This window comes from Bradyrhizobium ottawaense (genome assembly GCF_002278135.3).
Classification (GTDB): Bacteria; Pseudomonadota; Alphaproteobacteria; order Rhizobiales; family Xanthobacteraceae; genus Bradyrhizobium; species Bradyrhizobium ottawaense.
On record NZ_CP029425.2, the window covers coordinates 8,562,068 to 8,574,290 of the forward strand.

Here is a 12,223-nt window from a genome sequence, read left to right on the forward strand (position 1 = left end):
GCGAGAAGCGGTTGCCCCCCTCTCGCCAATCGGCTACATCAAACCTCACTGCACCCGTAGCTCAGCTGGATAGAGCGTTGCCCTCCGAAGGCAAAGGTCACACGTTCGAATCGTGTCGGGTGCGCCAGTCTTGCGGCCGTTTCAGGCCGACGCTCACGTCAGCACCGCGATAATCGCCTGGATCTGATCGGAGGCGGACGAGACCAATCCGTCATATGATGTCTGGCCGTGTGCGGCGGCGTTCAGGATGCATTCCGCCACGGCCGCTTTCAGACCGAACACCGATTGATGGGCCGGTACGCTCGCCATCACGGTCTCCAGCGCTTGACGCATCGTGTGAATGAGCTCGGAGCTGTATTGCATTGGCTGTCCTCCGTGGGCTCATATTAGGTCGCGTGACCATGCTTGCCACTCACAAGCCTGAGATTGCTCTTTGAACCGGTTGAGACCGAATGTCTCAATTCAAACGCCAGATCGCCGCATTGAGCACGCCGGCAAACGCGACCCAGGCTGCGTAAGCCACGAACAATGCGGCGGCCAGCCTGTCTCGTGATGCCTCGAGACCGATATAGGTCACGATCGCGACGAACAGGCCGATGAGGATGACGAGCGCCGCGCCGATCTGATGCATCGTGAACATGACCGGAGACCAGATGAAATTAAGCGCCAGTTGCGCAGCCCAGGCCAGCATCGCTTTGCCCCCGGGTTCACGGCGAAAGGTCCGCCAGCCCGCGATGGCGATCATGATGTAGAGCAGGGTCCAGGCCACCGGGAACGCCCAGTTCGGTGGCACGAAAGCCGGCTTGGCGAGGCCGGCATACCAATCTCCGGGGAGATTGGTCGCACCGATCAGCCAGCCGATGCCGACTACCCCTACCACGAACAACAACAGCTGCAGCATCCATCACCTCGCGCATCGCATCGCGCAATTGTATCATCTTTCCATGAGCGAATCCGACACGGTGACCGGCGAAGCCTCGCCCGTCCGCAAGATCATCCATATCGACATGGATGCGTTCTATGCATCGGTGGAGCAGCGCGATAATCCGGACCTTCGCGGCAAGCCGGTCGCGGTCGGAGGCTCCGCGGAACGCGGCGTCGTCGCGGCCGCCAGCTACGAGGCGCGCCAGTTCGGCGTTCGCTCCGCGATGCCTTCCGTCACTGCGAAGCGGCAGTGCCCCGATCTGATCTTCGTCAGGCCGCGCTTCGAGGTCTACAAGGCGATCTCCAGGCAGATCCGCGGCATCTTTGCCGAGCACACACCCATCATCGAACCCTTGTCGCTCGACGAGGCCTATCTCGACGTGACGGAAAACCTGCAAGGCATCCCGCTGGCGCGCGACATCGCGCTGAAGATCCGCGGGAAGATCAAGGCCGAGACTGATCTCAACGCGTCGGCGGGCATCTCTTACAACAAGTTTCTGGCCAAGCTCGCCTCCGATCATCGCAAGCCCAACGGTCAGTTCGTGATCTCGCCGGAGATGGGACCGGCTTTCGTCGAGACGCTGCCGGTCGGCAGGTTTCACGGCATAGGCCCGGCGACGGCTGCGAAGATGAATGCGCTCGGCCTGTTCACCGGCCTCGACATCCGCAATCAGACGCTGGAGTTCATGAATGCGAATTTCGGCAAGTCGGGCGCCTATTACTACTGGATCTCGCGTGGTGTCGACGATCGTCCGGTCCGGGCCAACCGGATCCGCAAGTCCATCGGCGCAGAGACCACGTTCTCGACCGACCTCGCCGAATATGGCGCGCTGGCGGCCGAGCTCAAGCCTCTCGTCGACAAGGTCTGGCGGCATTGCGAGGCGACCGGCAATCGCGGCCGCACCGTCACGCTGAAGATCAAGTTTGCCGACTTCGAGATCATCACGCGCAGCAGGTCTGTCGCAGCGGCCGTCGCGGGGCGGAACGATCTGGAGCGGCTGGCCTGCGGCCTGCTCGAAGTCGAGATGCCGCTACCCAAGCGCGTCAGGCTGCTGGGTGTCTCGCTGTCCGCGCTCCAGACCGGGGACGATGCGGAGCCGCAGCTGACCTTGGGCATTTGAACGGGGCCGACAGGCGCCTCGGCAAACGCGACATCTTTATCCGCGACGCGGCGCAAAACCTGTCGTAGAGACAGTAAAACACGATTTTTCGCGATTGATGCTGGAATGCTCGCCTTATTGATACGCCTCGGATTGCGCTTCGAAGACCGCATCGAGGAGCGCCGGTTTGTCGACCAATACGTCCGAGGCAGTCTCGGGTGGACGCAGATCGCGATGCTGCTCGGCGCCGCCACCTATGCCGGCTACACCCTCTGGGATTGGGTGCTCTATCCCGAAGTCGTTCCGACCACGCTTGCCATCCGTGGCGGCACCGCACTGTTCGTGCTGCTCCCGCTGACCGCGTTACTGTCACGGCGCTTGATGAAGCCATGGGCAGAGACGATTTTCCTCGTCTATTGCGTCATTCCCGGCTGCATCCTGCCGAGCATCTATCTCGTCCTGCCGTCGGGCTTCACCTTTGCCGCCCCCGGCATGATGATGATCATTCTGTTCGTCTCCACCATGCTGCCATTACGGATCGGCTCGCTGGCGATTTTCTGCCTGCTGTCGTGGCTGGCGCTGCTGGTCGCCGAGACGTTCGCACCGACGATGCCGATGGGCCTGCGATTCATCAATCACTCTCTCGTCGGCAACGCCTACGCATTATCGCTCTACGCGGTGGCCGCGCGCGAATACCGGGCGCGAAAGCAATTCCGAACGTCGGAGGCGCTGCAGCGGGAAAAGGAGCGTTCGGAGAAATCGCTGCGCGATCTGCGCGCGACCCAGGAGCATCTGGTGCAGGCGGAAAAGCTCGCCTCGCTCGGTCGATTGGTGGCCGGTGTCGCTCACGAGGTCAGCACTCCGCTTGGCCTCGCCCTGACGACCTCGACAGCCATGCAGACGGATCTACAGACAATCGCCGATGCATTGGGCGGAGCGTCGGTCCGGCGATCCGATCTGACCAAGGGAATTGACAGGCTCAAACAGGGGCTCGACCTGACCTTCGATAACCTGCACCGCGCATCCGAGATGGTGCACAGCTTCAGGCAGGTCGCAGTCCACCAGGCCGATGAGGACCGGCGCGCCTTCGAGCTTAAGGATTGGCTGGCTGAGCTGATGTCCAAGCTTGGGCCGCTGCTATCGCACCATGCTCTGACGGTTGACGTCCAATGCCCGGCAGGCATCAAGCTCAACAGCTACCCGGGAGCACTCGCGCAGGTGATCAGCAATCTCGCCCTCAATACCGCGGGGCATGCGTACCCGGACAAGAGAGGCGGCAGATTCGCGCTCACAGTCAGCCAGCCGGACGCGAAACGGGTCCGGCTGGTCTGCACCGACGACGGCGTTGGGATACCCGAGGAATTGCAGGCGCAGATCTTCGATCCGTTCGTCACGACCGGCCGCGAGAGCGGACATGCCGGCCTCGGGCTGCACATCGCATTCAATTTGGTGGCCTCGTCCCTGAACGGGCGCCTGCGCCTCGAAAGCAAGAGGGGTCCAGGGACTCAGATCGCGATCGAGATCCCGATCGATGCATGAAACTGCGATCGCTGGAGCCGCCTCGGAGAGCGGCGCGCGGCCGACGGTGACGGGATTTTCAACCCCGCCACCGATAAAGCTCGACCCGCTCGGGGGCAATCAATGTCTCACGTGCTCGAACACGACGATCACGCCGGTCGGCTCGGGCTCGTGCGCCATCAGGCGCGTCAGGTCGGAATCACCCCAATCGGCGAGGCTGACGACTTCGCCGCTCTGGCGATCGGGACCGAGCGATGGTGTGGGCTCGAGGACCTTGAGGCCCATCTCGTCGACGAAGAAGGTATGCTCGCCGAACATGCTGTTGAGCTGCGGCAAGGCCGGATGTTCGTCGGGCAGCACCTGAGCGCCGAGTTGGTTGACGGTCTGCTTCACCTGTTCGGATGTGAGCTTCATGAGCTGCTCCGTTTCTGTATACGGTTTCGTTGGCCCCGGGCGGGAGCACGCGTTCCCTACGCCTTTGTCCGCCTGGCTCGACTCCGAACAGGTGCTGCGCACAAATGTTCCCCAAAAATGTATTTCGTGATCGCGCGTTGCATCTGCCGCGCTCGCGGCACGAGATCGCCACAGGATACACACGATTTATCCGCGGGCGGGTCTAATCGACGGCTTCGACGATCCGGATGTCGCGGTCCGCACCGTCTCCGAGCAGATCGTGAGCTGCCTGGTAGGCCGGGCTTGCATACGCCGCCTTGGCGCGCTCGACGCTGTCGAACTCGATGAGAACCACGCGCTCCATTTGGCCGAGTTCGAAGGCCGCGGCCGGCATCCCGCGTGCGAGCACGCGGCCGCCCGCCGCTTCGATCGCCGGACGCGACAGTTTGGCGTAAGCCGCCATCGCATCGGGATTCTTGATCGCGCGGTAGGTGGCAACCCAATAGGCTTTGGCCATTTTTCTTTCCTGGCTTCGGGGACCTGCTACGCGCTGCGGCTTTCACCGACCGAGAGCGCGCAGATGCGTGACAGATATGTGTAGGGCAGACCGGTCTCCTCGGCCCAGGCATTGAACTGCGCCTGCACCTTGGCGAGATCGCCCTTCGACTTGACCTCTTCGGCAATGTCGAGACCGGCATCGCGCAGGCAAGCTACCACGTCCCCGGACGTCACAAAGCCATCCCACCCGACGAAGCGCAGCAGCATCTGCCCGGTATTGCCGCCGAGCCGGCTGCCGCGCCTGGTCATGAGACCGAGCAGGCCGATCTCGTCGGACGAGGGCCACTTCGCCAGAAATTTGCCGAAGCTGCCATGCCCCTTCGCGATCTCCTGCACGAAGGCGGCGTTGTCGCGCACCGACATGATCTTGGCACCGTTGCGCACGATACGCGCATCGCGCAGCAGGCCTTCCCAATAATCCTCGGGCTGGAAGGTGAGCTTGGCCGGCTGGAAATGCAGGAAGGCGTCTTCGAAGCCGTCCCATTTCGTCTCGATCACGCTCCAGGCAAAGCCGGCGCAAAACACGCGCCTGGTCATTTCGGCGAGGACGCGGTCGTCGCCGAGCTTGGCCAGCCGCTTGAGGTCCGGCTTTGCCGGCATCAATTTCTCCAGCGCCTTGGGCCCGCCCTTGCGCTTCTCAGCGCGGGCACGAATGGTCTTGAAGGAGGTCATGCGGACATCCGCGTTGATGGATCGTCAAGACACCAGAATTGGATCAAGAGGTCCAGCACCGCGGAGGTGAAGTCCGTGATGCCGGCGCGCCAAGCGCACGTGGTCGGGTCCTCGGCCAAGGACGTCGCCGCCCGCAAGCGGGAGCGGGTGGATAGCGGTTGATTTCATCTCAAAGTTGTTATTGGATGCCGCTGCCAGTGAAGCGGCCTCAGTCACCGCCTCGCTGGGACTGCGGTTTATCTTCGCAATCCCGGTTGCAACCCCGCTCGCATCGTCATCCAGACTGAGTAGAACGACGAGCGGCGTCGCGACCCAATAATGTGACCTATTCTTGCAATGTCTTTTGTCTCCGTGGCGTTCCTCGGTCTGGTGCCCGCGACCTTCCTGCTCTACCACGCCACCTCCAGGCTCGCGGTCCAGAATGTCATCATCCTGGCGGCAAGCTACGTCTTTTATGGCTGGTGGGACTGGCGTTTTCTGCCTCTGCTGGTCGGAATTTCCGTCGTCAACTATGCCGCGGCGATTCTGATCGCCGCGACCCATCACGAGCACACCCGAAAGCTTCTGCTCTTTTCCGCGGTCGCAGTGGCGATCATCGTTCTCGCGATATTCAAGTACTTCAGCTTCTTCGTCGATTCGTTCATGACGATTGCACAGCGCGCGGGTCTCAATCCGAACCTGCCGACGTTGCGCATCATCCTGCCGCTGGGCATTTCCTTCATCACCTTCCAGGGCATCGCCTATGTGGTGGACGTTTATCGCGGCAAGCATGTTGCGGAGAGAGACCTCGTCAAGTTTCTCGCCTTCAAGGCGTTCTTCCCACAACTCGTGGCGGGACCGATCGAGAGAGCCAGCAATCTCCTGGATCAATTTTCGAAGCCGCGACAATTCACGGCTGATCATGCCGACCGCGCACTCTGGCTCCTGATCTACGGCTACGCCATGAAGGTCGTGGTGGCGGACAGCCTGGCGGTGATCGTCGACACGCTCTTCATTCCGGATCAACCCTTCGGCTGGTCGGTCGTGCTCGCCACGATCGCCTTCGGCATCCAGATCTACGCCGATTTCAACGGATACAGCCTGATCGCAAAAGGCGTCGCGCTTCTGTTCGGCTTCGAGCTGACGAGGAATTTCCGTTACCCCTACTGGTCGGTATCGATCAGCGAATTCTGGCGACGCTGGCACATCAGCCTCAGCACATGGCTACGGGACTACTTGTACATCTCGCTCGGTGGAAACCGTCGCGGCGAGACCATCACGAACCGGAATTTGATGCTGACCATGGCCTTGGGAGGCCTCTGGCACGGCGCGTCGTGGACATTCGTTCTTTGGGGACTGCTTCATGGCACCGTGCTTGCGATGTGGCGTAAATTGCCCGGCGGAGACGAGCCCCCTTCGAAGATCGCCCGCGGCGCCGGCTGGGCCGTCACCATGCTGGTCGTGTTCGTCGGCTGGTTCCTCTTTCGAGCAGCAAATTGGAATTTGCTGGTGGGCATGCTCAGTGCGCTCAAGAACTGGGAATGGGCCCCGGTGCACAGTGCCGTCGCGCTCGCAATTCTATCGCTGTCGGCCCCGCTGATGCTGCTGGAATGGCAATTGCAGTCGCACGGGGACTACTTCCTGATCCGCCGACCTGCGTGGATGAGGTATCCGCTGTTTGCGGCCCTGGCGGCTGTGACGATCGCGGCGTCCGGGCACGTCAACGCAACCTTCATCTATTTTCAGTTCTAGGCCATGCTGAAACGCACGCTCCAGGCGATCATAAAGTCGCCGCTGACCAATGCGCTTCAGCTTGTCGCGCGCAAGTTCGTTCCGGTCGCCGTATTGACGGCTCTCATCCTCGGAATCGCGAATTTCATCCATCAGCAGAGCAACCACCAATGGTCTCGCGGAATCGAGACCTACATCGTCCTCGAGCAGATCAGGCGTTCCGAGCGGCTGCCTGCATCCGATCTCGCCTTTCTCGGCGACAGCTCTTGCCTGTTTGGGATTCACGTCCCGACCTTGTTGCACGCGTTTCCGGGATCCGACGTCGAGGCGTTCTGCACCATCGGCTATGTTGGCCCGGATGGCTACGCCGCCATGCTCGACAAGATGATCGCCCGCGGACGCCAGCCCAAGAAACTCGTTCTGGTGTTCAATCCGATCCAGTTCGAGCGCGATCCAAGATGGAATGAGTGGCCGACCTTCATCAGGACCGACCGTTTTGAAGTTCCTTCCGGCCTGACGTTTCCGGCCGGCGGTCTCGAATACATCCGACTGCTGATGGAGCGAGCCGTGTACACCCCGCTTCCTGGCGCCTATGCGATTTACTACGGCGGCAAGGATCAGTTCATTTCGACCATATGGAGCGAGCACGGTAGCGCCATCGACCCCAACCGAATGCTTGATATTCCTTCGCTGGAGGCTTTCAGGGCCACGCTGCCCGGCCACGTTCTTCTCAAGCCGCTCCCCGCCTCAAAACCGTTCGTGATGAACGCGGAATTCGAGAAGGCGCTCAACTCCCTGTCCGTAACGCTTTCGAAGCTTGACCGGTCAAAGGTCTATCTCGTGATCTCGCCGGTCAATTCCGTCAATGCTCAGGGCGACCCGCAGAGCTTCCACACCGAGGCAGGCAAGAGGATTGCGGCTCGACTTGGCCTCGATCAGTCGCAATTCCTGGATACCCCGGACGTCATGCTGGACATCCTGTATGCGCGTTATCCGGCGCATTTGCATCGATGGGCGCGGATGATCTACACCGAGCAACTTGCCAAGACCCTGGCTAACCGGAGAATTTTGGGAAAATCCGCCAGCGACTGAGTCGTCCGCTGGCGCGCGCCGCGCGTCCTCATGAGATGGTGGATTTTCGCGCTCGCTAACGCGACAAGCGCTTCGCGAGGTGGACCGACTGCCAATCTCCCAGTCCGGTATCCCTGAAACCTGCTTTCTTCGCCAGGCCGCGCATCTCGGCATTCGTCCGGGCCGTCTCGGCGGCGATCATCTCGTGGCCGAGATCGACCGCGCGCGTCTCCATCGCCGTCATCATCCGAAGGCCAAGGCCCATGCGCTGGAAGGCATCGGCGACCGAGATGGCAAATTCGCCGTACCGAACGGCCGCGTCATAGGCGTATCGCGCTTCGCCGATGATCCGGCCGTGGCCCTCCTGCCTGAGTTCGGCGAGCAAGGTGAAGTGGTCGAGGCGATCGGACTTGGCGACGCATTCGGCCGCGACCAGGGAGAGATCGGTTCGCGCGCCCATGAAGCGCTTGCTACGCGATGTCGTGGAAAGGCCGGTGAAATAGACCGAGAGGCTCTCGACATCGGATTCGCTGGCGGTCCTGATGCAGACCATGCCCTTCGTTTCGGCCAGTTCGACCGGCTCGATGACGGCTCCCGGAAACGGCTGTGACATGCGTGATGCTTTCGGCAGGTTGCTGGGACTTGCAGACCTAGCCGAGGCCGCGCGCCGTCCGCTTGGACGGAGCTGCCAATCATGCGGATGAAAACGAACAGCTCGTTTTCATGTGCCGCGCGTCACACACGGGAGAGCGAAGGCACCTCCTCGGGCACGATCGCCTGAAGGCCGCCGAAGCGGCGCTCGCGGCCGTGGAAGGAGGCCAAGGCGGCGGCGAGATCGCTCGCGTCGAATTCGGGCCACATCCGCTCGGTGAAGTGCAGCTCGGCATAGGCGCCTTCCCAGAGCAGGAAGTCCGACAGCCGCTTCTCGCCCGAGGTGCGGATGATGAGATCGACGTCGCGCAAGCCGGCTTCGCCGGTGACGAGCTGCGAGAAGGCTTCGCGGGTAAGGCTCGTCAGCGCGGCCGCCTTCGCCGCGGCATTGAGGATGGCGTCGCGCGCGGAATAGTCGACGGCGATACGCAGGTGCAGCGTCGAGCCTTCAGCGGTCGTCTCTTCGGCGCGCGTGATCGCGTTGGCGATGCCGTCAGGCAACCGGTCGCGGCGGCCGATCACGGTGAGGCGCACGCCGTTCTTGACCAGGCTCTGCACCTCGTGGGCGAGATAGAAGCGCAGCAATGTCATCAGCGCCGCGACCTCGGCCTTTGGTCTCCGCCAATTGTCGGTGGAGAAGGCATAGAGCGTCAGGGTGCCGATGCCCTGTTTTGGCGCGGCCTCGACGATGCGGCGGATGGCCTCGACGCCGGCCTCGTGGCCGCGCACGCGCGACAGGCCACGCCGCGTCGCCCATCGTCCGTTGCCATCCATGATGATGCCGACATGAAGCTTCTCGTTGCGGGACGCAAGGTCACTTTGCATTGCAAAGTCTCCGGTCAAAAAGGGGGGAAGATCAGGTCGAGACGATACCGAGGCGGCCGAGCGGCGGCGCCTCGCGGCCGGCGGCTTTCGCGGCGTCGCGCACCAGGCGCTCGAGCACGGCGAGATAGTCGAGGAAACGGCGGCGCCCGGTCTTGGTGAGGCGGCAGGTGGTGTGCGGGCGGTTGCCCTCGTAGCCCTTGGTCACCTCGACGAGGCCGGCCTCCTGCAGAACGCTGAGATGCCGGCTGAGATTGCCGTCGGTGAGGCCGCAGAGCTGTTTAAGGTCGGCGAATGCCAGCCCCTTGGGATGCGCCATCAACGAGGTCAGAAGCCCGAGCCTCGCCTTCTCGTGGATCACGCGGTCGAGCCCTTCATAGGAGAAGGGCGCGCTGTCAGTCTTCGACATCATGGTCTCCGGATGCGACATAGAGAATGCCCGCCATCACCGACTGCCCGATCACGAAGGGCAGGCCCATGGTCCACGGCGACAACGTGTGCGTCTGGCTCGCGAGCACCACCACGGCGAAGCCGGACACGAAATACCAGGCACCGGCGAGCGCAACGGTGCGCGGCAGCGAGCGGACGGAAGCGAAAATGCCGAGCGATACCAGGATCTGCCACAGGCCCGGGAGCAGCCAAAGCGTCTCGCCCGCGAACTTCCACATCACCACCGCGAGCAGCACGCCGGCAACGCCTGCCGGCAGGAACTGCTCGACCGCCTGGTGGATCATCGCGTCGGCCAGACCCGAATGATGGCGGTGCGAACGCGCACGCATCTCGATCCCGATGATCAGGCCGGACAGCGCGGCGGCTATGAACCAGCCGAGGAAAAAGCCGAGCGGCTCGCCGGTGGGATCGCCCAACAGCCAGAATTGCAGGATCGCGGTGAGTAGCGCGACAGCGCCGGTCGCTGCCATCGTTGCCGGGCCATAGCCGCGGAACGCCGTACCAGCCGCAATCTGGCTGCGAATCGCCACGATGTCGGCCAGTGCCTTGTCGAGATCGCGCATTGGCAACGGCAGAACCTCGCTTCGCCCGTGTCTCCGGGATTGCTCGTCCCGTTACTTTGTGATGCAAAGTATATGGCATCGCAAAGCAAACGCAAGCTCGAAAGTTGCTGCAAGAGGATACCGCCGGCCCAGACAACTGCCGGTTGCGCATCCCCTACTCCCGTAGATAAGATGCGGTCCAAAAGCGTCCCGGGGGCTGGTATGTGGCTTAAGTCATTAATTCTCGGATCTTTATTGCAAATTGGTATCGCCGGAGCCGCGAATGCGGCGGGCCCGTTCGGCAGCGTCAATGTCGGCAATTGGATCGGCGGCGCCTTCAGCAACGACCAGACCGGCGCCTTCTCCCATTGCGCCGCGACGACGCCTTACCTCAACGGCGTTATCCTGGTGGTCGGCTACAACGCTGTCGGCACCTGGTCGCTCGCCTTTGCGAGTCCCAGCTACCGCTTCAAGCAAGGTGAGAACGCCGCGATCGATGTCATCTTCGACGGACAGGAGCAGGCGAGGCTGTTCGCCACGGCGTATCAGTCCAACATGCTCACGGCCATCATGCCACTCAATGTCGTGCGCACGTTCCAGAAGGCGAGCCTGATGGTCGCAACGGCCGGCCGCGCCGTCCTGAATTTCGACCTGACCTCGACCGGGCCGGTCATCGCGGCGTTGGCCAATTGCGTGACGAAGGTGAAAGCCGACGGGCTCGACAAGGCCGGCGACTTCACCAAGGGTGCGGCCAGGCCGGCCGCCACGGCGGAGAAGCAGCCATCGCCGCCGGCGGGCAGCAAAGTCGCCAGGGCCAAGACCGGCACCGGCTTCGTGGTGAGCGCGAACGGTCACATCGTCACCAACCATCATGTGATCGACGGCTGCGTCGGCGACATCAAGGGCAATCTCACCGGTGAGGTCTCGATGGTGCTGCGCGTCGTGTCGAGCGACGCAAGCAACGACCTCGCTCTCCTGCAGGCGTCATCGACGACGACATTCAAGGACTTTGCGCGGATTCGCGACCGCTCGATCCGCTCCGGCGATTCCGTCATCGTCATCGGCTTTCCGTTCCATGGCTTGCTCTCGTCGGACTTCACCGTGACGACCGGCATCGCGAGCTCGCTCAGCGGCATGCGCAACGATACGCGCTTTCTGCAGATCAGCGCGCCGGTGCAGCCCGGCAATAGCGGCGGCCCGCTGTTCGACACCACCGGTCAGATCGTGGGCGTGGTCACCGCAAAGATCCCGGCGTTGCGCATCGCCGCCGCGACCGGCAACATTCCGGAGAATATCAACTTCGCCATCAAGACGGGTGCGCTGCGCGACTTTCTCGACAATTCCGTGGTGCCCTACCAGACGGCCGAGCCGAAGGGTGAGCTCAAGACCACCGACATCGCCGGAAACGCCAGGCCGTACACGATGCTGATCTCGTGCAACGCGACGGAGCAGGCGGAAGCGAAGCGATAGCGGCGCGAGCCGTCGCCCGGATGGAGCGCAACGAAATCCGGGCTACGAAGTCAGTCGATCCTCAATACGGAGCAACAGGCCGCACGCGCCGCGGCGGACGCGGTTGCGGCGGCTGCCCTTGGCCGTAGGCGAAGCGCGGATTGCGATCGCAGTACAAGAGCCGGCCGGACACGCTGGCCTGGCATTGTTCATAGCTGCTGTAGGTGCATTCGCCGGGATAATCAAATTCGCCGCCCTGGGCGCACCATGGATAGTCGCGCGCGGCCGCGGGCGTGACGGTGGCGAAGCCGGCCAGGACCGCCGCACTGAACGTCAGCAGCACCAATTGCGTCTTGCGCATGA

Annotated in this window: 15 protein-coding genes and 1 tRNA gene; 6 read left to right on the forward strand and 10 right to left on the reverse strand. The window is 62.6% G+C overall.

Annotated features, from left to right (window positions below; genetic code table 11):
• Positions 1-50 precede the first annotated feature (50 nt).
• Positions 51-127, forward strand: a tRNA-Arg gene (locus CIT37_RS39940).
• A 26-nt stretch (positions 128-153) separates the two neighbouring features.
• On the opposite strand, the gene CIT37_RS39945 is transcribed toward CIT37_RS39940, so the two are convergent.
• Together CIT37_RS39945 and CIT37_RS39950 are read right to left on the reverse strand one after the other, a co-directional pair.
• Positions 154-363, reverse strand: a complete 210-nt coding sequence (locus tag CIT37_RS39945; RefSeq protein WP_095424946.1) for a hypothetical protein — start codon at positions 361-363, stop codon at positions 154-156.
• 94 nt (positions 364-457) lie between these two features.
• Positions 458-901 (reverse strand): TspO/MBR family protein, encoded by a 444-nt coding sequence (locus tag CIT37_RS39950; protein WP_028139575.1) that lies wholly within the window; start codon positions 899-901, stop codon positions 458-460.
• 43 nt (positions 902-944) lie between these two features.
• On the opposite strand from CIT37_RS39950, the gene dinB reads away from it, so the two are divergent.
• Both dinB and CIT37_RS39960 read left to right on the forward strand, forming a co-directional pair.
• On the forward strand, positions 945-2,045 hold the full coding sequence (gene dinB / locus CIT37_RS39955) for a DNA polymerase IV (protein ID WP_095424947.1): 1,101 nt from the start codon (positions 945-947) through the stop codon (positions 2,043-2,045).
• 105 nt (positions 2,046-2,150) lie between these two features.
• The gene (locus tag CIT37_RS39960; protein WP_028139573.1) at positions 2,151-3,563 is read left to right on the forward strand and encodes a sensor histidine kinase; all 1,413 of its coding nucleotides are present in this window, start codon (positions 2,151-2,153) and stop codon (positions 3,561-3,563) included.
• A 99-nt stretch (positions 3,564-3,662) separates the two neighbouring features.
• On the opposite strand, the gene CIT37_RS39965 is transcribed toward CIT37_RS39960, so the two are convergent.
• The 3 genes from CIT37_RS39965 to CIT37_RS39975 form a co-directional block, all read right to left on the reverse strand.
• On the reverse strand, positions 3,663-3,956 hold the full coding sequence (locus CIT37_RS39965) for a hypothetical protein (RefSeq protein ID WP_095424948.1): 294 nt from the start codon (positions 3,954-3,956) through the stop codon (positions 3,663-3,665).
• Between the two features lie 202 nt (positions 3,957-4,158).
• Positions 4,159-4,452, reverse strand: a complete 294-nt coding sequence (locus tag CIT37_RS39970) for a DUF1330 domain-containing protein (protein ID WP_028139571.1) — start codon at positions 4,450-4,452, stop codon at positions 4,159-4,161.
• Positions 4,453-4,478: 26 nt separating this feature from the next.
• On the reverse strand, positions 4,479-5,165 hold the full coding sequence (locus tag CIT37_RS39975) for a DNA-3-methyladenine glycosylase I (RefSeq protein WP_028139570.1): 687 nt from the start codon (positions 5,163-5,165) through the stop codon (positions 4,479-4,481).
• A 336-nt stretch (positions 5,166-5,501) separates the two neighbouring features.
• On the opposite strand from CIT37_RS39975, the gene CIT37_RS39980 reads away from it, so the two are divergent.
• The gene (locus tag CIT37_RS39980; protein WP_095424949.1) at positions 5,502-6,896 is read left to right on the forward strand and encodes an MBOAT family O-acyltransferase; all 1,395 of its coding nucleotides are present in this window, start codon (positions 5,502-5,504) and stop codon (positions 6,894-6,896) included.
• 3 nt (positions 6,897-6,899) lie between these two features.
• Positions 6,900-7,967, forward strand: coding sequence for a hypothetical protein (locus CIT37_RS39985; RefSeq protein ID WP_028139568.1), 1,068 nt, complete (start codon positions 6,900-6,902; stop codon positions 7,965-7,967).
• A 55-nt stretch (positions 7,968-8,022) separates the two neighbouring features.
• On the opposite strand, the gene CIT37_RS39990 is transcribed toward CIT37_RS39985, so the two are convergent.
• From CIT37_RS39990 to CIT37_RS40005, 4 genes are all read right to left on the reverse strand, one after another.
• The gene (locus tag CIT37_RS39990) at positions 8,023-8,559 is read right to left on the reverse strand and encodes a GNAT family N-acetyltransferase (protein WP_095424950.1); all 537 of its coding nucleotides are present in this window, start codon (positions 8,557-8,559) and stop codon (positions 8,023-8,025) included.
• A 122-nt stretch (positions 8,560-8,681) separates the two neighbouring features.
• Entirely contained in the window at positions 8,682-9,422 is a 741-nt protein-coding gene (locus CIT37_RS39995) for a di-trans,poly-cis-decaprenylcistransferase (protein ID WP_095424951.1), read from the reverse strand.
• Between the two features lie 31 nt (positions 9,423-9,453).
• Positions 9,454-9,828, reverse strand: a complete 375-nt coding sequence (locus tag CIT37_RS40000; RefSeq protein WP_161966298.1) for a winged helix-turn-helix domain-containing protein — start codon at positions 9,826-9,828, stop codon at positions 9,454-9,456.
• Positions 9,815-10,432, reverse strand: coding sequence for a hypothetical protein (locus CIT37_RS40005; protein ID WP_028139564.1), 618 nt, complete (start codon positions 10,430-10,432; stop codon positions 9,815-9,817). Before CIT37_RS40005 ends, CIT37_RS40000 begins: the two co-directional genes overlap by 14 nt.
• 201 nt (positions 10,433-10,633) lie before the next feature.
• On the opposite strand from CIT37_RS40005, the gene CIT37_RS40010 reads away from it, so the two are divergent.
• On the forward strand, positions 10,634-11,881 hold the full coding sequence (locus CIT37_RS40010) for a S1C family serine protease (RefSeq protein ID WP_095424952.1): 1,248 nt from the start codon (positions 10,634-10,636) through the stop codon (positions 11,879-11,881).
• Between the two features lie 61 nt (positions 11,882-11,942).
• Here the strand turns inward: CIT37_RS40010 and CIT37_RS40015 are convergent, their stop codons facing one another.
• The gene (locus tag CIT37_RS40015; RefSeq protein ID WP_038949400.1) at positions 11,943-12,221 is read right to left on the reverse strand and encodes a DUF3551 domain-containing protein; all 279 of its coding nucleotides are present in this window, start codon (positions 12,219-12,221) and stop codon (positions 11,943-11,945) included.
• Positions 12,222-12,223 lie beyond the last annotated feature (2 nt).

Excerpts from the sequence above, each read along its gene's own strand:
- CIT37_RS40015 (WP_038949400.1), bottom strand. The coding sequence starts at position 12,221 with ATGCGCAAGACGCAATTGGTGCTGCTGACGTTCAGTGCGGCGGTCCTG.
- CIT37_RS39985 (WP_028139568.1), top strand. The coding sequence starts at position 6,900 with ATGCTGAAACGCACGCTCCAGGCGATCATAAAGTCGCCGCTGACCAAT.
- CIT37_RS40010 (WP_095424952.1), top strand. The coding sequence starts at position 10,634 with ATGTGGCTTAAGTCATTAATTCTCGGATCTTTATTGCAAATTGGTATC.
- CIT37_RS39970 (WP_028139571.1), bottom strand. The coding sequence starts at position 4,452 with ATGGCCAAAGCCTATTGGGTTGCCACCTACCGCGCGATCAAGAATCCC.
- CIT37_RS40005 (WP_028139564.1), bottom strand. The coding sequence starts at position 10,432 with ATGCGCGATCTCGACAAGGCACTGGCCGACATCGTGGCGATTCGCAGC.
- CIT37_RS39950 (WP_028139575.1), bottom strand. The coding sequence starts at position 901 with ATGCTGCAGCTGTTGTTGTTCGTGGTAGGGGTAGTCGGCATCGGCTGG.
- CIT37_RS39995 (WP_095424951.1), bottom strand. The coding sequence starts at position 9,422 with ATGCAAAGTGACCTTGCGTCCCGCAACGAGAAGCTTCATGTCGGCATC.
- CIT37_RS39965 (WP_095424948.1), bottom strand. The coding sequence starts at position 3,956 with ATGAAGCTCACATCCGAACAGGTGAAGCAGACCGTCAACCAACTCGGC.
- CIT37_RS40000 (WP_161966298.1), bottom strand. The coding sequence starts at position 9,828 with ATGTCGAAGACTGACAGCGCGCCCTTCTCCTATGAAGGGCTCGACCGC.
- CIT37_RS39975 (WP_028139570.1), bottom strand. The coding sequence starts at position 5,165 with ATGACCTCCTTCAAGACCATTCGTGCCCGCGCTGAGAAGCGCAAGGGC.
- dinB (WP_095424947.1), top strand. The coding sequence starts at position 945 with ATGAGCGAATCCGACACGGTGACCGGCGAAGCCTCGCCCGTCCGCAAG.
- CIT37_RS39945 (WP_095424946.1), bottom strand. The coding sequence starts at position 363 with ATGCAATACAGCTCCGAGCTCATTCACACGATGCGTCAAGCGCTGGAG.
- CIT37_RS39990 (WP_095424950.1), bottom strand. The coding sequence starts at position 8,559 with ATGTCACAGCCGTTTCCGGGAGCCGTCATCGAGCCGGTCGAACTGGCC.
- CIT37_RS39960 (WP_028139573.1), top strand. The coding sequence starts at position 2,151 with ATGCTCGCCTTATTGATACGCCTCGGATTGCGCTTCGAAGACCGCATC.
- CIT37_RS39980 (WP_095424949.1), top strand. The coding sequence starts at position 5,502 with ATGTCTTTTGTCTCCGTGGCGTTCCTCGGTCTGGTGCCCGCGACCTTC.